The sequence below is a fragment of the Thalassotalea sp. PP2-459 genome, from assembly GCF_001913705.1.
Lineage (GTDB): Bacteria > Pseudomonadota > Gammaproteobacteria > Enterobacterales > Alteromonadaceae > Thalassotalea_C > Thalassotalea_C hakodatensis.
In genome coordinates, this window is sequence record NZ_MKQD01000037.1 from 1 (window position 1) to 26,154 (window position 26,154).

Below are 26,154 nucleotides of genomic sequence, written 5' to 3' on the forward strand. Positions count from 1 at the left end.
GCTGTTATATCGTAGCTCCTTCACTCATTCCTAAAAAACCTGGCGACCGAGTAAAAACAGATAAACGTGATGCGGCTAAACTAGCGCTACTTTTTAAGGCAGAAACGCTCACCGCTATTTATGTACCCGAAGCAGAAGATGAAGCCATACGAGATTTATCTCGTGCACGGAAAACGGCCATGAAGGATTTAAAAGACGCCAAATTTCAACTGAAAGGCTTATTTCTTAGAAACAATATTCAATGTGAAGTTAAAGATAACTGGTCGAAAAAACACTTACGCTGGTTAACAGAATTGGTGTTGCCCCTCCTAGTCAACAAATTGTATTGTAGGACAAATGAAACTGGTGAATGTTAAGTAGGCTTTTATGACGGAAATATTATCCAAACTATTAAAGGCTTGATGTTTAAAGGGCATAGAATCTTAACGCGGTTTTTCAGTTGGCGTTTAGAAAGAGCAAATGTAGTTTGTGATAACTTGGAGTTCTGTATATAACTGTACGGAAAATTAGTTGAGTAAAAATAAATACTTAAATATACTCTTTGCTATTATATGGATTTATTTGAAAGGATACTCATGCGTTTTATACTTTTTGTTACTTTAATTATTTTTAATTTCGATATTATTGCGGAAACTAAAGGAAAAAAAAAGAATATAGAAGTTGAACCAAAAAATAGTATTTATCTAAAATCCAATCATAAAAAAAGATATTTAATAGAGCTGCATGATGATTTTTCTGTAAATTCAGATACGCGAGTTTTAACTAGCGCTCAGAGTCGCTCAAATAAAAGGATAGAGCAGCAAAATAAAATATTAAGGGATACGAAAGATCCTCTCCCTAAATTCAATGTTATTTCAAGACTAACAAAATCAACAAATACGATTATTGCTAACCTTGATCAAAATGAATTATCAAAGGTTAAGGCGCATTCAAAAGTAAGAAGTGTTTATCCTTCTCTTAATTTGAAGCCAATTCCAGTTCAAGAACATAACCAAAAGATACTAAGTAAAAACAAATTAGCTACACCCGATAATACTAATCAAGGTGAAGGAATTACAATTGCAATTATTGATACAGGCATTGACTATACACACCCTGCATTAGGGGGGTGCTTGGGTACTAGTTGTAAAGTTATAGGCGGGTATGACTTTATTAATGATTCTAATGACCCAATGCCTAAAGAAACAGATTCTCATGGCACGTTAGTCGCAGGAATTATTGTCGCTGAAGGAGAAGTTAAAGGTGTAGCTCCAAAAGCATCATTATTATCGTATAACGTTTGTTCTCATTACTGTCCAGATCATTTAATGATTAAAGCAATTGAAGCATCAATGGATCCTAATGGTGATGGAAATATTGATGATGCAGTTGACATTATAAATATTAGTTTAGGTAGTGAAGAAGAAATTAATAACCCAGAACATCCTTTATTAAGAGCTATTGATAAAGCAATAGCAGCTAACATCTTAGTTGTTGTAGGTGCAGGAAATGACGGCGGTAAAAACTTTACATTAGGAAATATATCCGCGTATGACAATGTTATAACTGTTGCAGCATCTGAAGGTGAATCACACATCGCAAATTTTAGCTCTAAAGGTATGTCTGAGCAAAGTGGATATGCAAAACCAGATATTTCTGCTGCAGGTGTTAATATTCAAACAACTGGCCTCAATGGTAGCTACACAACTGCGTCAGGAACTAGTTTAGCGGCTCCCGTTGTGTCAGGTTATTCTGCATTATTATTAAAGGATAAACCCAACTTAAAACCAAATGAAGTTAAAGCCATATTAATGGGAACAGCCATTGACCTTGACGAAGATTATAGCGCACAGGGAATGGGAGTTATTAATTATGCAAACGCTCAACAGATAGATTTTTTAGTTGATGAAAGTGTTTTCAATCTCGGTTGGTATGAAGATATTACTGAATTAAATCAGCTCAAAGCATTGAAGGTTACAAACTCTAGCAATGATAGACAACGTTTTGATATATCAGTTATTAAAAATAATGAAAACCCCATTGTTTATACCCCTTCACTAAAAAGCATAGAACTACTTCCTGGTGAAAGTAAATCAATAGAAATTGAGATCGAACTTCCAATCGATTTAGCTGTTAAGCCTATTGAACATCCAACATATATAGCGAAAATTTTAATAAAAGGAAATAGCTCCGAACTTTTAATTCCTATCGCTATCACTAATGTAAACAGAGTTGTTCTAAATGTAGAAGAATTAAATAGCGAGGAGATTCTAGATAGCTATCAATTTACTCTAAGTATTTTAGAAAAAAGCAAAGGGCTAATTGAGAATATCTGGTTCAATAACAATGACATAACACAGAAAACCTTTGTATTACCTGAAGGTGAATACAGAATTATTCTAAATGCATTGGGAGGGTTTACTTCAAAAGCTTATATATTTGATAAATACTCGCTCAATAATAATACAAAGCTCACTTATCAGATCGACGAAAGCTTAAAAAAAGTGAATTTTGACTTAAAAGATCAATTTGGTAGGAAGTTAGATCTTAATGGTGCATTACCGCCTTGGTTACAGATTCATATAAATGCTATGCATTCAGATCACGCTGGTAAATGGTCAAGTATTTTGGGTGCTTACCCTGAACAACCTCCATTAGAACTATATATGAATCAGCCTACAGATGATGTTTTCTACGATTTTCAAATTAGAAAACGAGACGACTCGTTTAATTATCACAACGAAATACTGATAGATCATCGGTTTGACAAATATTCAATTAATGGTGATGAGCTTTTATTTTCTAATGATGTTAATAACATCCGAATGTTAAATTTTTCCTATGCAATGAAAGATGATAAAGAAAATCAATTTATTAACCCCACTTTTTGGAGATACGAAGAATATCCACTAAATAACTTAAATGGGACTGGCAGTTCAATTTTAATGCCTGAAAATAGCGAAACCACTTTTAGTATGATGTCATTATCACCATCACCCGATTTTTCATTTTTTGCTAATAGCAAAGCATATACTAATTCAGATGAAAGCAGTTATGCGTATTTTCACGAGATTGATGGCGTTTATAAGAGTGCTGAATATTATTTCGACTCTCAGGGAGACCTTATAGTTTTTGATGCTCAAAATACTAATCACTCTGAAAAGAAAATAGAAATGAATGATGCATTTTATGATTTTAAATTAGGTTATGATTTACCTGTTTTCAGGGCGCGAATAATTGACAATGACGGTATATTTATTTTAAGCCATAAATTTGCCAATAGCACAGCTTACTTTTCAGATGACCTAATGACATATTATAAAGGGGATGTAAGTTATTATATCGATGGAAATGAAGGAAAATCGAAAAATAGAGACGTTTATATAAAAAGCGCTGGCGGTATTAATCTCTGGGAAATAAAATCTATTGAGTTACCACAAGAAACAGAACAAATAGAGCTTCAATTTAATAGTTATTCCATTGAAGATACCCTCGTATCTATAAATACAATATTAAATTATGATCTTAACGCCGTAGATAAGTCGCCACCAATGATTAAAGCTTTTTCAATTAGTACACTTGGCTCTTCACATAATTATCTTGCAAATGGTAATGGAAAAATTTCTGTCAAGTTTGATGACGATTCATCAATTATATCAAATATTATTAGCATAAGGTTCAGCGGTACTGAGCAGTGGGTAGAATTAGCAAATACATCAAATTCCTTAAATGAAGCTTATTTAACTGATCTCGAATATGGAGCATATGATATTCAACTTATAGCAACAGATAGTTATAACAATAAAATAGAATATACCGCAGTACCTGCATTTATTGCTGAAGAAGGTTGTAGGTATGACGCTGACTGTAATGGCCGATGGGATGAATTGGAGTTAGGGATTATTGATTCAGACGATGATGGTATAGAAGACTCCTCAGATGCTTTTCCATATGATATAAGTGAAACCGTAGATACCGACAGTGATGGCATTGGCAATAATGCTGATACAGATGATGATGGTGACGGTGTAGATGACAGTGCCGATGCTTTCCCGTTAGATGCATCTGAGTCAGTGGATACAGATAGTGATGGCATTGGCAATAATGCTGATACAGATGATGATGGTGACGGTGTAGATGACAGTGCCGATGCTTTCCCGTTAGATGCATCTGAGTCAGTGGATACAGATAGTGATGGTATTGGTAATAATACTGATACAGATGATGATGGTGACGGTGTAGATGACAGTGCTGACGCCTACCCATTAGATTCTTCACGTAGCTCTAATTCGAGTACAACAGATAATTCAACTTCATCAGATAGTTCTGACGGAGGAGGAAGCATGCATATTTTATTATTTCTTTTGTTTTCAATTACACTAGTAAAATTTAGATCAAGAAATACATTTAAAATAAATTGAACACTTGCTTTGCTTACATGGAATCTACACAAAGCATCACCAAAGCATTAACCGTTGTTATGTAGCGCTTTTTTTTGCGAACAATTATAATAAACTGTTAGGCGACCATAATTTATGGTTGTCGCCGACAAAACTGTATGTGTCGTTATTTTGTCGTGTTTATTCTCCTGTAAGGCTGTCATAAATAGGCATCAAACAGCAAAAGGAAAAGTGATGAGTATTCAACAACGTCGATTAGACAAAGGGTGGACTCAAGAAGACCTTGCTCTTCATTCAGGTCTAAGCGCTCGTACTATTCAACGAGTCGAGAGTGGACAAAGTGTTGGTTCAGAGTCTTTAAAGTGTCTTGCTGCTGTATTTGAAACGTCAATTAACAATATAATTCAGGAGCAAAATATGAATGCAACCAAGCACGATGAAAAATCTGAACAGATAACGCTTAATGCAATGGAAAAATCTGCAATTAAATATGGTCAGTCATTATTTCAAACACCTAAAAATGGTCAATCTGACCCTTTAACTAAAATTGAGCGTGAAGCTATAGATTACGGAAAAACCTTACTCGGTAAACTTAAACCGCAGTAGGATCGCCTAACAACGCGCCCTGAGGTGGACTGTTATTTCTATGGTCTCCTTTGACATTAATAAACGATTTTTGCCTCTTAATGAGGCTACATGGCCTCCACTTTTCTTTGAATTTTATTATTTAGTTGTATACGGTTTTTCGTGCATAACCTTTATTGCTTTTTGTAGTCTGTCGCTTAAGTTTTGATCTTGACGAACGCTTGCTTGTTTTATTTTTTATTGCGCTTTCTATAAAATTTATACATACAGAATCGCTATTCATCTCTACTACATTCATTGTCGTGAATCCTTCATAAACTCGTCATGTCATTGTCAATCAATGCTTCTACTCTACACGTTGTTTTTAATGTGTAATTCGAAGGAAGTATTGTGAATAATTATAAAAAAAGTGCACTATGTTTGTCATTGATTGTTGCCTTATCGGCTTGCGGTGATGACGTTAAAATAGTTGAAAAAGAAGTCGTTGTTGAGGTGCCTATTGCACCCGAACAACCTCAAGAACCTCAAGAGCCAGAACCTGTTGTTTATAATCCATTTAAAATTGGGTTGTTGCCAGATACTCAAGGAGGAACCGATGCAGAAGGTCAAGCACACGTTGCCTTACACCCTATGGCAGAAGTGGTAAAACATCAAAAAGCTCATAATGTTGATCTGATCATTGCTGTTGGAGATTTAACCGATAATGGTACTGATGTTGAATTTGCAGAATGGCGCTCAGTAGCAGATGCCTATGCGGAACAAGGTATCGAATTTTTACCCGTGATGGGAAACCACGAAACCAGTTATGCGTACACATATAATTGGATAGAAAACATGAAAAATTTTATCCCTGAAGACGCCATTCATATGCCTGCTTATGAATGGGTAAATTATTCAGTGATTCGTGAAAATGTGCTTATTTTTGGCCTTGCTTATTATAATTTACCATTAGCTTTTGATTGGATCAAAGAAACCGTTGAAGCTAATGAAGGGAACTTTGAGCATATCGTGGTAGCCAGCCATGATGGTTTAATTGGTGCGAAGTATGGCCAAACTCGTGAGCAAATTGTCGATGGTACTAAAGATGATAATTGGTTGTATGATGTTCAACCAGAAATACGTAAGTTTTTTTCAGCGTATGATGTGATTTATGTGCAAGGTCATGAGCATCAATATCAGCGCTCATTAATTACGGCTAAGTCAGTACTTACTACTTATCCTTCGAGTTCTACGCCAACGGGCGGAAATTATCGCATGGACGCCTATACTCAAATCATGGTGGGTAATGCGTCTTATAAAGGGTATGAGTATCGTTACGGAGAGCGAGATCTCGTGCAGGCAGTAATCTCGCAAAAGAACCAAACTGATCGCTCAGATGATCCCGGTTATGATGTTAATTCATCAATATTAACGTTTAACAATGACCGTGTTGAATACGAGTCGTATTTTGCGAATCATCAAGCACATTCAAATGCGCCTGAATATGCATTTAATGCACAGTGGCAATTAATGGATAAATTCGCTAGAACCAATAATCGTTGTGAAACACTTGTCTATCCTAATGCTATTCACCCTAACACACGCCCTGCAATGGTGTTTCAACCAGAATATATTACCAATGATTGTTACGCGAATGATGGTTCGTATGCTCGTTTAGTCGGCGGAAGTAATGATACTTTTAATCGTACTGATACGCGTGAAAGAGATATGGGTTATACGCCAGGTATCAGCCGCGCAGAAACAATGAATGATTTAGTTCGGTTAGCGTATCAATGGCTATTTCAAGTTCACGAACGCTGGTCACCTAACTTAAATGCTGCTTACCGGGTTGTGCCAGACAATGAAAATGATGAACTGGTTATTCCCGAAACGACTTTTGATTTAAAAGAGCATGTTACCTTAAGTTGGACTCCTGCTAACGACAATACTGCTTCAGACATTTTGATTGTAAGTGGTACACAAAACCAAACAGGTATGTATCAAGATGATTATGGTGTGGAAAAAAATATTGAAGCAGATGTTGGTCTTGCGTTTTCTTTATCTGGTCCTGATTTAGGTGATATTGAACAAGGTGCAGGCAAACCAGCTGTTACCTTACCTGAAACCGCGACTAAATCTTGGGATATCAGTGATGCTGTATCAGACAAATACGTAGTGCAATACAGTGCGAATGAAGACATTGATTCAGCGACCGTTCAATTAGCCATAAAAAAAGACGATTGGCAACCGATTGCGCCAGATGAGTGTATTATTGACGCTGCTTGGGATGATACGTTTTTAACGACAATACCTACTCAAGCAGAAGGCTGTAGTGATTACCCATTGGTCGGTTTTGATTCAGCTTTTGGTAATCGCTGGTGGGTGGTGCTTAACGCTGATGCTGAGCTAGCCTTAATTAGCAAGTAAACAATTAGGCCTGTTGATCTTTCGCGTTTAGTTCAAACAACATTTAATCTAGAAAGATCAACAGACCCTAATTAACCAAACGGGGCAATTCTCGTTTGGTTACCTCTATTTGAAATTTATCTTTAAAACAATATTAAATGACAATAACAGCAAACTATATGTTTTATGCGCTTATTCTGTATACTGAATAAGGATGAAAAATAAACAACTGATACGTTGTTAAATCAAAACAATAATAAACATGGAGTTTACTGATGAGAAAATTTCCATTACTAGCCACTATTATTTTTACTGGCTTTTACCTATCGGCTTGTTCAAAGCCAATTGAAGAGGCTTCTGAGCAACCTACTGCTCAAGAAGAATCAAGCTTTCAAACATATACTGCTGAAGAATTTCATAAAACGACATCTGTTTTTGGGTCGTCAATTAATGCAGACGCTAGTGCGGTACTAGTAAGTAATGATACAAGCGGTATTTTTAACGCTTATAAAGTACCGCTTGATGGTTCTCCTGTAATACCGTTAACGCATTCCACTGTGGAATCAATTTATGTGGTTAGCTGGTTTCCAAAGGATGACAGAATACTTTATACCGCTGATAAAGGTGGTGATGAATTAAATCATTTATATGTTAGAGAACTATCAGGCGATGAAAAAGATTTAACCCCAGGTGATAACTTAAAAGCAAGCTTTGTCGGTTGGCATGAAAATGATAAACAATTTTATGTTGCCACGAATGAAAGAGATCCAAAGTTTTTTGATGTTTACCGGTATCAAGTGAGTGACTATTCAAGGGAGCTTGTGTATCAAAACACCTCTGGTTACTCAGTTGAGAGTATTAGTCCTAATGGTCAATATATCGCATTAAGCAAAACAATCACCAACGCTGACTCAAATTTATATTTAGTTAATCTAAAAGAAGAAAATGAGGTGGCTCAATTAATCACTGAGCATGAAGGAGAGGTTGAACATAGTGCCTATACGTTCACGCGTGATAGTCAAAAACTTATTTATTCCACTGACGAATTTGGCGAATATCGACAAGCATGGGCTTATGATCTCAATACAAAAACAAAGGAAGTGAATTATAAGGCGAATTGGGATGTTAGCTTTACTTATTTTTCTAAAGATGGTCGCTATCAGGTGGTGGGCGTTAATGCAGACGCGCAAACAAAAATAGAAATATTAGACTTATCAACCATGAAACCATTGACCTTACCTAAAATGCCAAGCGGTGATTTACGTGGTGTTAACTTCTCAAATGATGCTAACACGTTAGTATTTTATATTAATTCAGATACATCTCCGTCAAATTTATATGTTCATCAACTGGGTTCCGATAACGTAAAGCGTTTAACCAATACAGGCAATCCCAACATACTTGAAGACAATTTAGTTTCCGGCGAAGTTGTTAGGTTTAAGAGTTTTGATGGTTTAGAAATTCCAGGCATTTTATATAAACCTATTCAAGCTGAAACGCAGAAAGTGCCAGCACTTATTTGGATACATGGTGGCCCAGGAGGGCAAAGCCGTAAAGGGTATTCCGCGACTATTCAACACTTGGTAAATAATGGCTACGCAATCTTTAAAATTAACAACCGAGGATCAAGTGGCTACGGTAAAACATTTTTTCACTTAGATGATAAAAAACACGGTGATCATGATTTGAAAGATGTGGTGTATAACAAATATTATTTACAGTCGTTAGATTGGGTCGACAATGACAGAATAGGTGTGATTGGTGGCAGTTATGGTGGTTATTTAACCATGGCGGCAATGGCATTTACTGATGAATTTGAAGTGGGGATCAATATTTTTGGGGTGACAAATTGGGTTCGTACCTTAGAGAGTATTCCACCTTATTGGGAAGCCTTTAGGCAATCACTTTATGACGAATTAGGCGATCCAAGTACTGATAAAGAGCGACTTCACAGTATTTCACCTGTTTTCTTTGGCCATAAAGTTAAAAAGCCAGTATTAGTGGTGCAAGGCAAAAACGATCCTAGAGTGTTGAAAATTGAAAGCGATGAAATGGTTGAGTCAATTAGAAATGGCGGCACCTTTGTCGACTATTTAGTGTTTGATGACGAGGGTCATGGCTTCAGTAAAAAAGTCAATCGTATAGAAGCATCCAAAAAATACGTTAGCTTTTTACATGATCATCTATAGTGCTTAAACCACGCACTTAAAAGCTTACAGCAATCACGCTGGTTTTATGTTGGCGCAACGATAACCAAGTTGCGCTTATACACCTCTTTTTTTGTTTTCAACGGCAATCAACGCTGGTACATGTTGTAAAGATGACATCATTAAATCGAGTTGTTTGGTTAACGTTGAAGAATACTGTGAAGATGACTTTATTTGCTGCCATTTGTTTTGTTGAACAACATATAAGCCAGACATCTTTACTTCGGTGTCATCATTTAAGGTAATATCGAGTTTAACAGGTTCTAATAATGCATCATCGTTGAAGGGAAATAGCGTATGCGCACTATTTTCTTCATAGGGAAATTTTTTATTATGTTGGTTAGTTTGATGAATGCTTCCTTGGTCAGTTAAGTGGGTTAAATAAATAGGTGTATAACCGGATGCTATTTTCTTAAAAAATATTGGATACTGCTGGCTAACCTTGGATAAGTTATCGCTTGATAAAAATTGCCATGGTTGATTGTTTTGTCTATTGTCTTGATTAATATCGATGTGAATTTCGCGGTTCTGTTGGCGAATTTCGGTGAGTATTTCACGGTTTGTTGGTAATAACGAAGGCATTTTATGTTGTCTAGATTTTACTTTATTAATCGCTTCGTTTGATTGTTTAGTTAATTCTGTTTCGTTGCCTAAGCAGTTGGCTTGAGTGTTAAAGCCCATACCATAGAGAATATACTGATAGCTTGCCGCAGGGAATAGGTCATAAGGGCTTAAAAAACCATTGTTTTCTGGTGGTTGGTATTGCCATAAGGTCAGTAACTCTTTTAATGAGTCAGGTATTGTTGCTGGGTCTCGGTTATCACGCCAAAAACGACTATCATCTCTTTTACTCAACACATAATGTAACTTTAAAAAGTCGATAATACGTTGCCATCGAAAGGTCATATTTTTATTGTACTGCCGGGCGATAACATCCATTGCTTCACGACTCGCTGGCATTTGTAGTGCAATGGTTTTCGCTGCCAGTTCTACCATAACTAGGGCAGATGCTTCTAAAGGCTCTAGAAAGCCAGAAGACATGCCAACAGCAACACAGTTTTTATGCCAAAAGGTTTCTCGGTGCCCAGGGTTGATATCAAGCGTTCTGAAGGTGAGTTGCTCAATGTTATCCACTGATTGACCTAAATACGATTTAAGTTGTTTAGTAGCCGTTTCAATAGATGTGTATTTAGTACTAAATACATGGCCAACACCTCGTCTTGTCGGTAAGCCTATATCCCATATCCACCCTGCTGTTTGTGCGGTTGAAAGGGTGGCAGATTCAACGGGCGAATTTTCACAAGAGTAGGGCACTTGTACCGCAATGGCTTTATCAATAAACAATACGTCTTTTTTGCTGATAAACGGTACTTGAAAATGTTTACCTATTAATGCTGCTGCTTGACCTGAACAGTCTATAAACAAATCTCCGTTAATATCTCCGTGTTCTTTGGTTGTTAACGATGCAATATCACCGTTTGACTTACTTTTTACCGCGATAACATCATCAAGGATATGTTTAACGCCCAGTTTTTCAGTGCCGTGTTCTGTTAATAGCTGTGAAAATTTACCGGCATTTAAATGATAGCCATAGTTTTCTATGGTCTTAAAATCGCCAAGTTTAAGCTGTTTAGGAGCACGTTTTTGCTGACAAAGTAATGTTTGTAAACAAACGGTTTCTGCAAAAGGTTTATCTGCGTATTGTTGTTGCCAAGTGCTGGCTAAACTAATTTGATCAAATGATTGTGGTGGGGTGAACGGGTGATAATATTCATCGCCTTGTTTATTGTTCACCCAATTTACAAATTTTGACGCTTGTTTAAAAGAGGCATCGCAGCGTTGCATAAAGGTTAATTCGCTTATGCCAATTTGTTGTAAAGTGTTTACCATGGTTGGCCATGTGCCTTCCCCTACACCAATCGTTGGAATATTAGGAGACTCTATTAATGTCACGGAAAAAGGGGAGTTTTTGTTAACATGTTTAGCTGCTATTAAGCATGCGGTTAACCAACCTGCACTACCACCACCTAACACAACAATTGATTTAATCATTTACTTTCCCCTGAAAATGTGAAGAATATAAAATATATAGTATAAATGGGATATTTTAAAGTGTTAGCGAAAATGATTCGCAACCATTATGCTCGTTAATTGCATAAGCACTTGATATTCATATTAAAGAGGGTGTTATGATAAAAAGATGGTTAATAGGATGTATCTCCTTTTGTTTGATCAGTACTGTTCAAGCATCGGTGGAAGAAAAGCCGTTTAAAAACTTGATCAATCGTGCAGGTACACCAGCTTCACATCAAAACTTTGACCAATATGGTAACCAAAAATACAATCCGCTTTTTGATGCAGGTAGTTGGCATGGCTTTTTATTGCCTGAAAACCAACACGAGTTAGGCGGTTTTACTGGACCAATGATAATCGCCGAAGAATATGGCGTTTTCATTGCTAAACAGTTAGATAAGCTAACACTGATTAAGCAAAAAAATGGTGAGAAGATAGATTGGTCAACGTTCACCGTTAGCAAGTCATCACAACCAGGAAAACTTATTCAGCACTATCGTGGTGAAGACATTCAGGTAACCTTTACCTTGCAATTTGTCTCGAAGCGAACGGCATTGGTTAACACGACAATAATAAATAACAGCAAAGATACTCAAGCATATTCACTCAGATGGTCAGGCGAATTATTATCTCAATGGACGCCAGAAATATCTGTGTCAAAACAATACCCTAATTGGCAACGAAGGTTATCGAAATCAGCACGAGGCGTATCTGTTGAGTTTGATCGTTTACGTAGTACGTGGAATATGATGTTTTCAGGTACTTCTCGTTATGTAATAAAGCGTTCAATAAACAGTAAAACACGCTTAAATCAGCAGCAATTGTCTTATATCAGCCAGGCTTCACTAACGCTATTACCAAACGAAAGCCAGACGATTTATGCAACCCATAGTTATTATCATAACGAGCAAGAAGTGGAACAAGGTGAAGCATTAACAACAAAAGTGTTAAAGGATCCTGAACAATATTTGTCTGCTACCTCTAAACGTTGGCAACAATATTTAGCCAGCGTTGGCTTTATTGAAAATATTGAACAACAGCGTGTTGCTGCAAAATCGATTGAAACGTTGATAGGTAACTGGCGAAGTGCGGCCGGTGAATTAAAACACGATGGGGTAACGCCTTCCGTAACGGCTAGGTGGTTCAATGGTGTGTGGGCTTGGGACAGTTGGAAGCATGCGGTTGCCATGGCTCACTTTGCACCTGATGTGGCGAAAAATAATATTCGAGCCATGTTCGATTATCAGGTTAAACCAAATGATACTGTTCGCCCGCAAGATCACGGCATGGTGATTGATGCCGTCTTTTATAACAAAGATAGTGTTCGCAATGGCGACGGTGGTAATTGGAATGAACGAAATACTAAGCCAGCGTTAGCGGCTTGGGCTGTTTGGGAAGTATATAAAGCAACACAAGATACAAGTTTTGTGCAAGAAATGTTTGAGCCGTTAATGGCTTACCATGATTGGTGGTATCGTAATCGAGATCATAACAACAATGGATTAATAGAATATGGCGCAACTAAACATCGTTTTCATAATGATGAACAAGGAAATATCAGCTTTACGCTTAAAGTCTCAGATAAAAACAAAGATAAATATCAACACCAATGCCAACCTGCAGATAACGGCTGGTTGTCTTGCCATGGCTTAGCTCTCTATGAACAAGTGCTAGCAGAAGGTGACTATGAACAACTAGATATTGGTGCTCAACACGGTGCGGGTTGGGAATCAGGGATGGATAATGCCGCACGTTTTGGCTTTATCAATCAAGCACAGCTAACAGCTTATGCAAATAAACACTATCAAGGAGATGTAGCTAACGCGAAACAAGATTGGCAAGTAAGGTTTTTTGAAAATCGCGACAGTAAAGGACAGTTACTTGGCTTTTCCATTGATCAGGAGTCAGTCGAACTGAATGCCTACTTGGTTAAAGAAAAGAAAATCTTAGCTGACATGGCATCTTTACTTGATAAAGAGGCACTTAAAAAAGATTTATTAAAAGACGTAAACAGATTAACAACATTAATAAATCAGTGCTTTTTTGATGAGAAAACTGGATTTTATTACGACCTGCAAATAACATCTGAAATGTTAGCACCGTTACAATGTCGGGGAAAATTACTCACTGCTAGAGGAATGGGGCCAGAGGGTTGGAGCCCACTTTGGGCTGAGATTGCCGAGAAAAAACAAGCAGAGCAAGTAGTCGAAAAAATGATGGCGAAAACACAGTTTAATTCGCTGATCCCATTACCTACAGCAGCGCTTACAAATCCTGCATATGATCAAAATATTTATTGGCGAGGGCGTGTTTGGTTAGATCAGTTTTATTTTGGCATAGCAGCCTTAGAAAATTATGGTTATTATCAACAAGGTAAAGCGCTTACAAATAAGCTTTTTGATAATGCACAAGGTTTAATATTAGCAGAGCCGATCAGAGAGAATTACAATCCAATGACCGGTGATATGCAGGGTGCAACCAACTTTAGTTGGAGTGCTGCACATTTGTATATGCTTACCATTAATAATAAAAAATAATTAATAATTAACGCACATAAAAAATAGCAAGAATTAGGGGAGAAATGATGAAATTAGAGATGTTGGATGCCGGTGTATTCATCGCCTACGTGTTAGGGCTTTTAGTCTTAGCGTTATGGGTGTCACGAGAAGATAAACAGGGAGGTAAAAACACCGAAGATTATTTTCTCGCAAGTAAAGCACTGCCTTGGTGGGCAATTGGTGCATCGTTAATCGCATCTAATATTTCAGCAGAGCAAATTATTGGTATGTCTGGTTCCGGTTATGCACTGGGTTTAGCAATCGCGTCGTACGAATGGATGGCTGCTATTACGCTTATTTTAGTAGGTAAGTATATGCTGCCTATCTTTTTGAAAAATGGCATTTATACAATGCCGCAATATTTAGAACAGCGTTTTGATAATCGTGTTAAAACGACCATGGCATTGTTTTGGTTGGCGGTTTATATCTTTGTCAACTTAACCGCCGTTCTTTGGCTTGGTGGCCTAGCGATAGAAACCGTAGCGGGTGTTGATTGGATGTACGGTATGATTTTTCTTGCTTTTTTTTCAATTGCTTACTCATTATATGGTGGCTTAAAAGCGGTTGCATACACTGATATTTTACAAGTTGTCTTGCTCGTATTTGGTGGACTATTTTTGAGTTACCTTGCACTTGATGCAGTGTCTGGTGGTGAAGGGGTACTTGCTGGTTTTGGTGTATTAACTGAAAAAGTTCCGAGTCATTTCGATATGATTTTAAGTAGTGATAATGAGCACTACATGAGCTTACCTGGTATCTCTGTATTAATTGGCGGTATGTGGGTCATGAACTTTAGCTATTGGGGCTTTAACCAATACATTATTCAACGTGCGCTTGCAGCGAAAGATGTAAAAGAAGCGCAAAAAGGTATTGCTTTTGCCGCGTATCTTAAACTCTTAATGCCGATTATTGTTGTGTTACCGGGTATTGCAGCAGTGATTTTATATCCTGACTTAACGACACCTGATCAAGCATATCCATCGATGATGGCCTTAATGCCTGTAGGTATTAAAGGGTTAGTATTCGCAGCACTTGTGGCAGCGATAGTGTCATCGCTCGCTTCCATGACAAACAGTATTTCCACTATTTTCACCATGGATATTTATGCCAAGATGAAGCCTGCGAAATCGCAACATCATTATGTGCAAGTAGGTCGAATTGCCGCATTGGCATCATTGGCTATTGCCTTGGTTGTTGCAGAACCATTATTAGGTAAGTTTGATCAAGCATTCCAATACATTCAAGAATTTACGGGCTTTTTTACCCCTGGAATTGTGGTGATTTTTGTCATGGGCATGTTTTGGTCTAAAGCCAGTTCATCGGGTGCTTTAGCGGCAGCTATTGGTTCAGCGGTATTTTCATTATTGCTTAAATTTACTTGGCCAGAATTACCCTTTATGGATCGTGTTGGCTTAGTGTTTTTAATGTGTCTGGCATTATGTGTATTAGTATCATTATTTACTGACAGTAAAGCATCGAATTCTAGTGTTAGCCTAAAAGAAGTGAATTTTTCCACTGATAAAGGCTTCAATGTGGCAACGGTAGGTGTTGTGATTATTTTGATCGCGTTATACGCTGCATGGTGGTAATAAATAAAACAGCAAGCAGGCCGAATCTTCGGTCTGTTTGCGTTTTTATACGTCTTAAGTCACTTAGTAGAAAGGTTAATAGTGAGTGTTATCACTGACTGTTTATTTGAGACGGTATTTTCTACAAACAAAGGAGAGTTATATTTTTGATAACATTCAACACATGATTTTTATATCATTAATGTTTATTATCGCGTTAAGATGATTCTTTACATCAGTTATATCAATGAACCTTAAAAAGCAGGGCAATAATCAAGTTGTTACACGCTATAAACTCTCAATTATAGGGATTTTTTTCGCGATCTTGCTGGTTGCCGTATCTATGGCTGGTTATCGCTATTATCATCAACTTGAGTCACACGAGTTGAATGAGTATGGAGCATTAGAAAACCAAAGTTACGCGTTAAATGAAACGCTCAAACAAGCCATAAATTCCATTAGTTCTATTCAGCGTTTTGCTAACTATGCACTCAGTAAACCCGATCATTTTCCTTTGGCAACACCTCTACTTGAGCAAGAAGACGAACGTTTTTATCTAGCCCAAACTAAACGCGATATTATTGAACAACGGCAGCAACTTAGCGTTAATATCACCGGTATTGGACAAATCAAAGAATTCAACGATGAATTAAAACATGAGCTAGCAATGGCTTACACCTTAACCCCTGCATTTGTTAACGCGCAAAGTACCAACCATGCTGCAAACTGGTTTTATTATGTATCGAAAAATCAATTTGTCAGCATTTATCCTTGGATAAGCCGTGAAAACTGGCAGTATTCAGCGTCTTTACTCGACAACGATCAAATTAAACAGTTAAGTAACACCGCTTACTTTTCCAATAGCTATCAGTGGTCAGCACCTTATTTGGGATCTTCTGCAACCAGTTTATATAGTTCCGTTGGTGCAGGGGTATTTGATAAAGAAACCTTTGTGGGAGCCGTGGTGATCAATATTGATCTTGCAAGGTTACACAACGCGATATTAATGAATGATGACGATAAACATAGCTATATTTTATTTAATCAGCATGACCAAGTGTTGCTGCACAAAACGGCGAACAATTTAGCGATTAATCAAGTCAGCAAATGGCAAAGCTTAATGCCTGACACGCTAAATGATTTAACTTACAAAACATTGCAAAATGAGCCAGCATCGTTTCAGCACAACGGATGGTTAGTGCAACAATTTCTTTTACCATCAACTGATTGGGTATTATTACGATATCAACCCTATGATCACTTTTCTCAACCAATAGTTAGCCGTTTTATTTGGTCGTTTTTGTTGCTTTTTATTGGACAAACAGCCTTATTAAGTGTTGTTTATTTTGTCACGCGTAAAACGTTTATTAAACCGACACAGGCATTTATCAGTCATATTGCTTTTAGTGCGCAAGGTGACCACGGAAAAATAAGACCACCTTCTGGTTGGCAACATTGGTTCAATATTGTTGGCGATATTTTTAGTCAAAATAGAAGCCTATTGCAGCAGCTAAAAGATCAAAATAACGTGCTTGATATGCGTGTGCACGAAAAAACGCAAGCACTATTAGAAAAAAGCCAACAACACCAACGAGATTATGCCATTTTACGTTCCGTAATGAATGCGATTCCTGATTATTTGATTTTCAATGATTCTAGCGGTCAAGTTATCGGCTGTAATTTAGCCTTTGAGCGCTTTGTTAGCTCCTCAGAAATGCAAATAATAGGTCAACAGGCAGGAAAATTAATTAATAACGAACTCGGAAAAGCACTGCTAGCCTGTGAAACTGGAGGCAAAACGACTGAAAGCATGCACGGCATTTTTCGTGTCATTGAAACAGTAAGTAATACGTATGAATTATTCTCATCAAACTTTTATGATCAAGGCAATAAAGTGCTTGGTACGATTATTATCATTCGTGATGTGACTGAACAATACGCAGTCAATGCTGCTTTAGAAAATGCGAAAGAACAAGCTGAATTAGCCAATAAAGCTAAAAGTCAATTTTTAGCGAATATGAGTCATGAAATCCGCACTCCGATTAACGCAATTCAGGGCATGCATGCTTTACTGACAAATACACAACTTACTTCACAACAAACACAACAAATTGCCAATGCTCAAGATGCTTCAGATACCTTATTACACCTTGTTGACGAATTACTAGATTTAGCAAAAATTGAATCAGGTAATATGAACATCGTTAAAGATTTTTGTAGTGTGGATCATATTGTACATCGCGCCATTAATCTTAATAAAAATATCATTGTACGAAAAAAATTAACTTTACAGGTGGTGGTTGAACCTGATGTACCTGAGATGGTTTTTACCGATGATATGCGATTGGTGCAAGTGTTAAGTAACTTACTTAATAATGCAGTGAAATTTACGGAGCAAGGCTCAATAAATGTAAATGTTGGTGTTATTGCCAACAGTAATGATAAAACATTAGTTAAATTTAGAGTTAAAGATACCGGGATAGGAATTGCTCTAGAGAAACAAAAAACACTCTTTGATGCGTTTATTCAAGCGGATGAGTCAATGACTCGTAAATATGGTGGTTCTGGGTTGGGCTTGTCAATTTGTCAAAGAATTGTCAATTTACTTGATGGTGAAATAAAAATTAAAAGCGCGCCTAAGCAGGGGAGTGAGTTTAGTTTTATTTTACCTTTTAACAAATCAAACAATGCGCAACAACAAACGATATATACGCCTGTCACTATTGAATCATTTGGCGTTACATTACCTGATTCATTTGTACAACTACTGTCATCACTCCACTATCGCTATCAACAACTATCAGATTTTGAGCAACATCAAGTAACAGAAGGTGATACTTGTTTCTTGTTTGTCAGGCTCGATGTCATCACCACTGAAAACTGCCAAAAAATTGTTGAGTATTTTTATCATGCAACAGCAAAAACGGCGGGGGGTTTTGTGCTAGCGGTTTACCAACAAGACAACACGTTGCCAGCTAGTAATGCTTATCAATTGCTAGATCAAGCGCAAATTCCTTATGTAATATGTGATGCGCCATTATATCGTTATACGTTATGCCAGCTTCATTTAGCGTTGAAAAGTGTTCAACAAAATAAGCCTTTGAACCCCGTAAGTACGCCAAAAAAAATTGAAAAACAACAGATTAAGAAAGAACAATTAGCAGACGTAACAGTATTGCTGGTAGAAGATAATTTGGTCAATCAACTGGTGGCAAAAGAATTATTATTATCAATGGGCGCAAGTGTTATTGTTGCTGAAAATGGCGAAGTTGCTTTATCACAATTAGATAAAAACCCTGTCGATATTGTGTTAATGGATATACAAATGCCGGTAATGGATGGTCTCACCGCGACGAAAATTATTCGTGAAAATCCAAAATATACCCAATTACCGATTATTGCGATGACCGCACACGCTAGACAAGAAGATAAAGATAACAGTATTGCGGCTGGTATGAATATGCATGTTGCTAAACCAGTAAAAGCAGAAAAGTTATTGAAGAACATACTGGCAGTGCTAAATTAGCAAGCGCTAGTGGCATGCTATATTTTTTATTTTCTCTCTTTATCTTTGATTAACATTTCATCCCCGAGCAATATTTTTTCACTTTGTTTGGCTAATTTTTCAAAGACGGTAGCTAAACATTGCTTTTCTTGTGTTGATAGTACGGATAAAAGTGCTTCTTCCTGTTGGCTCACCAAGGGAACTAATTGCTTAAATAATAAATCACCTTGCGCAGATAATGATAATAATTGCGCACGTTTGTCTGTTTGAGAATTTACGCGAATAATAAGTTGCTGTGCTAATAAGCCTTTAATTGCTCTGCTGGTCGGCATTTTTTCTAAATCGGCAAGTGTGCCAATTGATTTAGCATTAATAGGGGCATGCGTTGCTAAAATAGCTAATACTCGCCATTGTTGTCGAGAGAGGTCAAACTCACCTTGGTATACTTGAGCAATAGATTGACTGACTAACGCTTGTAAACGGGTTAGTTGATAAGGAAAGAAGTGAGACAACGCAAATTGCTTATTCGACATAGCTTTATTGAGAATAAATGCCTATTAATCTGATTGGGATAACACAGATTATAACGGACAACGCGTTGTTATTATAGCAATTGAGTTAAAGATTTAATCAACTTACAACTTCATTAGCGCGCTTAGAACAAGCTACATAACCTGAGCTCGGGATAACAACTTACTTTCTAGCAGTTGTTTTTCCTTATTACCACACAAATTTGCCTTGCACTAAGAAAAAACTCCGTGCTAGAACAGTGTGATATATAAAAAGCTTACCGTTTCAGTTGGTATAACTTCTTATCCCGAGATCAGGTTAAATAATGTAAGAATAGTCGCTCTATGCTTTGATTATTGGTATTAAATGTATTGAAAAACGTGTGATTTAAAACTATTGAAGAAAGCTCAAGCAAGCTTGGGGGAGAGCCAAACTTGCTTGAGTGAAAGCGGAACAATGTAGAAAATTAAATAAGCGCACCAACACCCCTGCAACTGCACTAAAATTAACCTTTTATTAACAATGTTTTGTTACGCTCTCAGTCTTAAAGGTCACTTAAGACAAAATAAGACTAGCAGAACGTTTGCAAGTTAACAAAAAAATAACATAAAAGTTTTTCGTATTGGTAGCTGTGCAAAATGAAATTTGTACAAAAACTATTACAGATAACGAAACAAATTTTCTGAAAAGCTATCAAAACAAAAGAAAACATCACAAAATAAAACAATACCCCTGTAAAATGAAGCTTTCATAGTGCTTCATAATATTCTTTAGGGAGTATGAATTTTTTGGCAAGGTGCGCGGCATACAATAATACCGCACATGAAGTATTGTGTTATTTTACTGTTTTGAAATGTGTCATTAGTGATTCTAATTGGTCGGTTAATTGAATTAATGCAGAAGTGGCATCTCTGCCTTTATGGGCCAGTTCAGCTGCATCATGCGAACTTTCAGCGATCATATTAATACGTCGTGAAATGTCGTCACCAACTTTATTTTGCTCATCAGAAGCTGTGGCAATGTGATTATTCATATCGGTGATAGAGCTCAGTGCTTGCGCAATTTGGTTGAGCGCTGTCGCTGCCTCTTGAGTTTGCTCTACTGTGCCTTCGCTTGAGATTTTGCTTGTCTCCATCGTTTCAACACCGCGGTTAGAACCCGTTTGCAAGCGTACTATCATATTTTGAATTTCTTCAGTGCTATCTTGCGTGCGTTTCGCTAAGTTACGTACTTCATCGGCAACCACGGCGAAACCCCTACCTTGTTCACCAGCACGGGCAGCTTCAATAGCAGCGTTTAGTGCTAATAAGTTTGTTTGATCTGCAATGCCACGAATAACATCGAGTACTGAGACAATGTTGGTTACATCATTACCAAGTTCCGTAATAACGACGCTTGCGTCTTCAATTTGGCTGGCAAGGGTTGTAATTGATTGAACGGCTGAATCAACAATTCCGTGGGCTTTTACTCCTTGTTGATCAGCTTCTGCTGTTGATTGTGCAGCAGCATTAGCGCTGTCAGCAACGGTTTGAGACGATGAAGACATTTCTGTCATGGCAGTGGCAACCATATCAATTTCGCTACGCTGTGACTCAAAGGTATGATCAATTTCTGCACTACGACGATTGGCGTCTTCCGTTTCTTGTCGTAATTTTTGAATAGACTCCTCAATACTACCTAAAATAGTCGCTAATGATTCACGTAAACGTAATATCGAGCCAAGAATTGAATCTTCCCTAGTATTTGAACTAGAGTTATTTCCCGTTAAGTCGCCGGCTGCTACCTTTTGGACAATTTTTAAAACAGCTGACGGCTCGCCGCCAAGATCATCAAGTAATTTACGGGTAAAAAAGAATAATAAAACACCCAAGCCGCCTGTTAATGCTAAACAGATAAACACCTGCCAACTTGCGTTAGACCAAAAACGTGCTTCAACTTCGGCAAAACCAATACCGGTACCTACATACCAACCCCAAACTGGTGTTTGTTGGGCGATAGATAATTTATCTTCTATGGAGCCATCTGGTTGTTTTTGGGTCCACTCATAAGTGGCAATGCCATTAGGTTTTTTATTGACGGCATTTTGAAGAATATTACCTACACTTTGCCCTTTACCGTTTTTAAATTCGTGAAAGCTAGTGCCATGTAATTCAGGATCTAAAGGGGTTGCGATAAAGTTTAAGTTTTCGTCAGCGACGTAAACGTATTCAGACTTATGATATTTGTTTTCTCTGAGTAGCTGAGTGGCTAGCTTCTTGGCATCTTGCTCTGACATTTTACCATCAGCAACATACTTTTCCATTTCAACAATTATATTGTAGGTGGATTTAAATAATTGCTCAACACGTGCGCGGTTATCATCATTGCTTGCTATGCGTAGTGCCGTTAACCCTACTACCATTAACATTAAAAACGAAATTAAAATTAGCGCAACCAGCGCACTTACTTTAAAGCGTAACTTCATTCTGCTTACCCCAATTATAGTTGTTCTGACAATTCGTTTTGCAATTCTTTCCTTGTTTACACTGCTACTTTAATAGCATAAGGCTAGTTATAGTTACAAGAATTACTGTTTTTTATTTAGCCTAACATTGAAAGGGAAGAATTTGATAATTGATTTAATAATAAACAATTACTTAGTGATATTAGGGAAAAAGCTATCTTTATAGAAGAACCATTACTGAATGAAAGATTTTTTACCGTCAAATACGAAAAATTTATAGTTGAATTAGATGGTTAGGTGGGAGAGTGTCAGCATGTTCTGTTTTGAACATTCATATTGTTTTACTTTCAAGAAAATAATTGATTGCACATAATAGGGTTACAGAACAATAGCTCTGTACGCGTTGTTACCTGGTCAAGTTTGGCAGGGTAGGGAGTATCCGTTAAATGTTTTATGTAACGAAGCAGGTTTTATCTATGCGCATTCATTACGATATCGTGTAATGTTTCACGTTGGTCTTTTAAGCGTTGATACATGGTAATCTGATTTAACGCGCGCGATAAGTTGTGTTCGTTGTACTGAGTGTGAAAGTAATTATCGCCATCTAAATAGTCAGTTAAAAAGCGTATGCCGATCATAAATGGTAATAACTGGGCGCCAATCACTAAGCTTTGTTGTTCAAGTGTAGACAACTTGCCTTGAAAACTTTCAATATAGCCTCGGGCTAGTCCTTGGAAAATTTCTATTGAAATAGATAGTTCGTCAATATTTTTGCCATCTTCTGGTAAGTTTGAGCAACAGGTTCTCACCATGTCGCCGAAATCATGCATAACAAACCCTGGCATACACGTGTCTAAATCGATAACGGCGACGGGTTTATTGGTGGCCTTAGCAAACAGCAAATTATTAATCTTAGTATCATTATGAGTGACTTGAACGGGTAATTTCTTAACGATATCAGCTACCTCATCAATAAAGGCGGTTTCTGATAAACAAGCGGTGACTAAATGCTGGCAGTTTGCAAGACGACCCTTAGGGTCATTAGCTTTTGCTTGGCTGAGTTGGGATAGCCTAAATGCTAAGTGGTGAAAATCAGTAATAATTTCATCTAGCTGTTCTGCAGGAAAATCACTTAATGCACAAGTAAATGCACCAAACGCGTTTGCGACTTCGTGGGCTTGTTGTGCAGATTCTACTTTTTCTATAGTAAAGCAGTTTGGAATAAATTGGATAGCGCGCCAACTATTGTCGCGATACTGCACCATTGAATCACCTTGATGATTCTTGATTTGCCAGATGGGTTCGAGATGATACTCCCCCAGTTTTTGTTTGACATGTAAATGTTCGTTGATCAAATCAGCATTGTTAATGACTTGGTTTGGTTCAGTGAACACATGATGATTAATACGCTGCAATACAAACTTTTTATCGGGATTCGATACTAGGTACGTCGTATTGATCAAACCGTTACCTAACGGCATTATTTTACTGGTTTCTGTGTCGCATAGGTACGCTTCTAAAACGTGGCTTATTTGTGCACGATCAATATTAATGTTCATAAAAGTATCGCTGTCCCTAGTTTTATTATTGTTAATCGTTAATGTCGAACGCTCCATTACTCGACAGGTTCTTTAACGCTTGCTCTACAGATGGAGAATCGGCCGCATATGTTACGCCAAACCACGCATCTTGTGAAGTTAAAAGCGTTACACGTGCATTTGTTGTTGCCATATAGGCAAAAACGGTTTCAGGTAAATATACTTCTTGGGCTTTTTGTTCAGAAGTATTGGCTGTGTTAGCGGGAAAATATTTGATTAATTGGGTTTCAATACAGTTGAAAATAGCTGGTGTTAAGCGCCAGAAGTTCATTGATACTAATTGTGTTTTAGCAAGGGAAACTTGTTCTCCCTCACAAAACCCCTGACAGTTATTATCATCTACTTCAGTGATTTCAATGACTTCTTTGATGTTTTCTAATTGATTATTTGTGTGATGGCATAACCCTCTGTTTACTCCGCCATGTGCAGATAATGTTTTGCCTAATTCAAAGGCGACAAGGCCAAAGTTATTTGGTGCAAGGGCTTGAATGTTAGCGAATGCTTGCTCACCGTAATAATCATCGGCATTGATAACGATAAAACCCTCTTTGATGACGTCTTTAGCACACCAAACTGCATGCGCGGTACCGAGTGGTTTGACTCTGTCTTTTGCTACACAACAGTTTGCGGGTAAATTGCTTGTTTCTTGTAACACAAGGTGTGTTTTAATACCTTTAGGCAAACGAGGCAATACTTGTTCTATTAGGGTAGTTTGTTGTGACACTTGTGTGATGAAAACAACTTCTTTAATACCCGCTTTAACGGCTTGAATAATGTTGTATTCCATCAATGTTAAATGTTTTGGACCAAATTGAACAAATTGCTTGGCACGGCCAAAACGACTTCCTTGCCCTGCGGCAAGTATCACTAATGTGTGGGTGTTTACGTTCTTACTCATGGCTATAAATATTGTTAGCTGACAATGGAAAGCGGGACGGTATTTTTCCATAAACCGCGGGTAAAGTCAGGAATATCTTTATGGTTGCTTTTATTGAAGACTAATTCATCGATAAGCGGTGAAACCACAGACAAAGCAGCAGCATCGTAAACATTTTGATCAAGTGCTTGGCCATTACGCAAACAAAAAATGATGCGCCACAGCATAAGAAAATCTTTGTCATGCTGTTCGTCGTTTTGTGTAGCTTCCGCTCCTATATGCTGCCAAAAAGGGTGTTGATATTGTGTTTGCCAGTACGCCATATTGTCATCCCATTGGTGTTGACTTGGCATTTCGGGCTTCTTACCCGTTTGACCATTTTCTTGCCACTTTTTAACCGCTAATTGGTGAATATTTTGATAATAATGCTTAACAGTATCTGGCAGTTTCTCTAGAGTTATACGACTTGGGGAACCAGAAAATGTGCCGTTTGTCCCCTGTATAAAGGTATGTTCAATGTTAGGTTTTTGGGTTTTAGTACCGTGTTTAACGCTGATGGTTCGACCGAGTTTTGTCGTAATGACTGTGGTATTAAAATCACTTCTAACAGGCTGTGATTGATTTTGAGTGTCTTCGGTTCGTTTTACTGGAGTTGAGTGAGCAGCGGTGAGAAAATCAAATTGATCGCCACGGTTAATGTTCATGTATTGTGATATGGGCCCTAGGCCGTGCGTAGGGTATAAATGTTCTGGTATTTTCTTATGCGATGAACCAGTGTTATTTGCTTCTTGCGTTACTTGTTCTGGTATCTCTTTGTTCGAAGTGGTTTCAGCATGTTTTAATTCGCCAAACAGCCCCTGTTTTACCATTTGAAGAACCATTAATTCATCTTGACCATAGCAAACACTTTCCATCATCATGCAGTTTTTTTGTGTACGTTCTGAGGTGTCTACCAGTAGCCAGCACTCATCAATGGAAGTTGCTGCGGGTACTTCAACGAAAGCATGTTTGTTACTGTTCATTGTATCGACGGCCATGGGAGTATGCCATCGCGTAGGTGTGGAAATAATAACGATATCGATATCACTTCGGGTGAGCATGTCTTTATAAGCAAGCTCGGAACCCGAGTATTCATCGGGCCGAGTTATTTTCTGTTGTTCAAGGTATTGGCTGGCTTGATTCATGGCGTTTTGGTCGATATCGCAAAGCGCTTTTATTTCTATGCCATCAATATGACTACAGTGCTTAACATGGCTTAAACCTCTTTCTCCTAAGCCAATAAAGCCAATGCGAACGGTTGCCATTTTAGGGGCAATTAAGTTCATTACACTTTTATGATCAAAGAGTGTCGATGGGGATATTTGAGTAAAGGTATCGGCGAGTGTCTTCGCTATATGGGTTGTCGAAATTGCTGCGGCAGATTTGATAAAAAAACGCCGATCGATTATTTTCATGAATAGTAGTGC

General features: G+C 37.6%; 13 protein-coding genes and 1 pseudogene. 8 read left to right on the forward strand and 6 right to left on the reverse strand.

The genetic code is table 11. The annotated features are described in order from the left end of the window. The 5 genes and pseudogenes from BI291_RS08085 to BI291_RS08105 form a co-directional block, all read left to right on the forward strand. A pseudogene (locus tag BI291_RS08085) lies at positions 1 to 305 on the forward strand (transposase); the annotation flags it as partial. 270 nt (positions 306 to 575) lie between these two features. Beyond that, complete coding sequence (locus tag BI291_RS08090) at positions 576 to 4,400, forward strand: S8 family serine peptidase (protein WP_074498158.1); 3,825 nt, start codon at positions 576 to 578, stop codon at positions 4,398 to 4,400. A gap of 213 nt (positions 4,401 to 4,613) precedes the next feature. Continuing rightward, positions 4,614 to 4,985, forward strand: a complete 372-nt coding sequence (locus BI291_RS08095; RefSeq protein WP_074498161.1) for a helix-turn-helix domain-containing protein — start codon at positions 4,614 to 4,616, stop codon at positions 4,983 to 4,985. Positions 4,986 to 5,354: 369 nt separating this feature from the next. Beyond that, positions 5,355 to 7,370, forward strand: coding sequence for a metallophosphoesterase (locus tag BI291_RS08100; RefSeq protein WP_254849547.1), 2,016 nt, complete (start codon positions 5,355 to 5,357; stop codon positions 7,368 to 7,370). 254 nt (positions 7,371 to 7,624) lie between these two features. After that, complete coding sequence (locus BI291_RS08105; protein ID WP_074498162.1) at positions 7,625 to 9,538, forward strand: S9 family peptidase; 1,914 nt, start codon at positions 7,625 to 7,627, stop codon at positions 9,536 to 9,538. A gap of 75 nt (positions 9,539 to 9,613) precedes the next feature. Here the strand turns inward: BI291_RS08105 and BI291_RS08110 are convergent, their stop codons facing one another. Next, on the reverse strand, positions 9,614 to 11,608 hold the full coding sequence (locus tag BI291_RS08110) for a tryptophan 7-halogenase (protein WP_074498165.1): 1,995 nt from the start codon (positions 11,606 to 11,608) through the stop codon (positions 9,614 to 9,616). A 137-nt stretch (positions 11,609 to 11,745) separates the two neighbouring features. On the opposite strand from BI291_RS08110, the gene ygjK reads away from it, so the two are divergent. From ygjK to BI291_RS08125, 3 genes are all read left to right on the forward strand, one after another. Beyond that, the gene (gene ygjK / locus BI291_RS08115) at positions 11,746 to 14,166 is read left to right on the forward strand and encodes an alpha-glucosidase (protein ID WP_074498168.1); all 2,421 of its coding nucleotides are present in this window, start codon (positions 11,746 to 11,748) and stop codon (positions 14,164 to 14,166) included. Between the two features lie 47 nt (positions 14,167 to 14,213). Next, positions 14,214 to 15,776 carry a sodium/sugar symporter gene (locus tag BI291_RS08120; RefSeq protein ID WP_074498170.1) on the forward strand — a complete coding sequence of 521 codons (1,563 nt, stop codon included), beginning with the start codon at positions 14,214 to 14,216 and terminating at the stop codon, positions 15,774 to 15,776. Between the two features lie 226 nt (positions 15,777 to 16,002). After that, positions 16,003 to 19,281, forward strand: a complete 3,279-nt coding sequence (locus BI291_RS08125; RefSeq protein WP_074498173.1) for an ATP-binding protein — start codon at positions 16,003 to 16,005, stop codon at positions 19,279 to 19,281. Positions 19,282 to 19,307: 26 nt separating this feature from the next. On the opposite strand, the gene BI291_RS08130 is transcribed toward BI291_RS08125, so the two are convergent. The 5 genes from BI291_RS08130 to BI291_RS08150 all read right to left on the reverse strand — a co-directional run bounded on the left by BI291_RS08130 (position 19,308) and on the right by BI291_RS08150 (position 26,142). Beyond that, positions 19,308 to 19,793 carry a MarR family winged helix-turn-helix transcriptional regulator gene (locus BI291_RS08130; RefSeq protein WP_074498176.1) on the reverse strand — a complete coding sequence of 162 codons (486 nt, stop codon included), beginning with the start codon at positions 19,791 to 19,793 and terminating at the stop codon, positions 19,308 to 19,310. An 812-nt stretch (positions 19,794 to 20,605) separates the two neighbouring features. After that, positions 20,606 to 22,234 (reverse strand): methyl-accepting chemotaxis protein, encoded by a 1,629-nt coding sequence (locus tag BI291_RS08135; RefSeq protein ID WP_074498179.1) that lies wholly within the window; start codon positions 22,232 to 22,234, stop codon positions 20,606 to 20,608. A 449-nt stretch (positions 22,235 to 22,683) separates the two neighbouring features. Continuing rightward, positions 22,684 to 23,772: a phosphotransferase enzyme family protein gene (locus BI291_RS08140; protein WP_074498337.1), complete on the reverse strand. Its 1,089-nt coding sequence runs from the start codon at positions 23,770 to 23,772 to the stop codon at positions 22,684 to 22,686. Positions 23,773 to 23,803: 31 nt separating this feature from the next. Then, positions 23,804 to 24,709: a sugar phosphate nucleotidyltransferase gene (locus BI291_RS08145; protein ID WP_175573093.1), complete on the reverse strand. Its 906-nt coding sequence runs from the start codon at positions 24,707 to 24,709 to the stop codon at positions 23,804 to 23,806. A 14-nt stretch (positions 24,710 to 24,723) separates the two neighbouring features. Next, positions 24,724 to 26,142, reverse strand: coding sequence for a Gfo/Idh/MocA family protein (locus BI291_RS08150; RefSeq protein ID WP_074498183.1), 1,419 nt, complete (start codon positions 26,140 to 26,142; stop codon positions 24,724 to 24,726). Positions 26,143 to 26,154: the final 12 nt, after the last annotated feature.

Excerpts from the sequence above, each read along its gene's own strand:
- BI291_RS08120 (WP_074498170.1), top strand. The coding sequence starts at position 14,214 with ATGAAATTAGAGATGTTGGATGCCGGTGTATTCATCGCCTACGTGTTA.
- ygjK (WP_074498168.1), top strand. The coding sequence starts at position 11,746 with ATGATAAAAAGATGGTTAATAGGATGTATCTCCTTTTGTTTGATCAGT.
- BI291_RS08095 (WP_074498161.1), top strand. The coding sequence starts at position 4,614 with ATGAGTATTCAACAACGTCGATTAGACAAAGGGTGGACTCAAGAAGAC.
- BI291_RS08110 (WP_074498165.1), bottom strand. The coding sequence starts at position 11,608 with ATGATTAAATCAATTGTTGTGTTAGGTGGTGGTAGTGCAGGTTGGTTA.
- BI291_RS08150 (WP_074498183.1), bottom strand. The coding sequence starts at position 26,142 with ATGAAAATAATCGATCGGCGTTTTTTTATCAAATCTGCCGCAGCAATT.
- BI291_RS08125 (WP_074498173.1), top strand. The coding sequence starts at position 16,003 with ATGAACCTTAAAAAGCAGGGCAATAATCAAGTTGTTACACGCTATAAA.
- BI291_RS08090 (WP_074498158.1), top strand. The coding sequence starts at position 576 with ATGCGTTTTATACTTTTTGTTACTTTAATTATTTTTAATTTCGATATT.
- BI291_RS08135 (WP_074498179.1), bottom strand. The coding sequence starts at position 22,234 with ATGAAGTTACGCTTTAAAGTAAGTGCGCTGGTTGCGCTAATTTTAATT.
- BI291_RS08130 (WP_074498176.1), bottom strand. The coding sequence starts at position 19,793 with ATGTCGAATAAGCAATTTGCGTTGTCTCACTTCTTTCCTTATCAACTA.
- BI291_RS08105 (WP_074498162.1), top strand. The coding sequence starts at position 7,625 with ATGAGAAAATTTCCATTACTAGCCACTATTATTTTTACTGGCTTTTAC.
- BI291_RS08145 (WP_175573093.1), bottom strand. The coding sequence starts at position 24,709 with ATGAGTAAGAACGTAAACACCCACACATTAGTGATACTTGCCGCAGGG.
- BI291_RS08140 (WP_074498337.1), bottom strand. The coding sequence starts at position 23,772 with ATGAACATTAATATTGATCGTGCACAAATAAGCCACGTTTTAGAAGCG.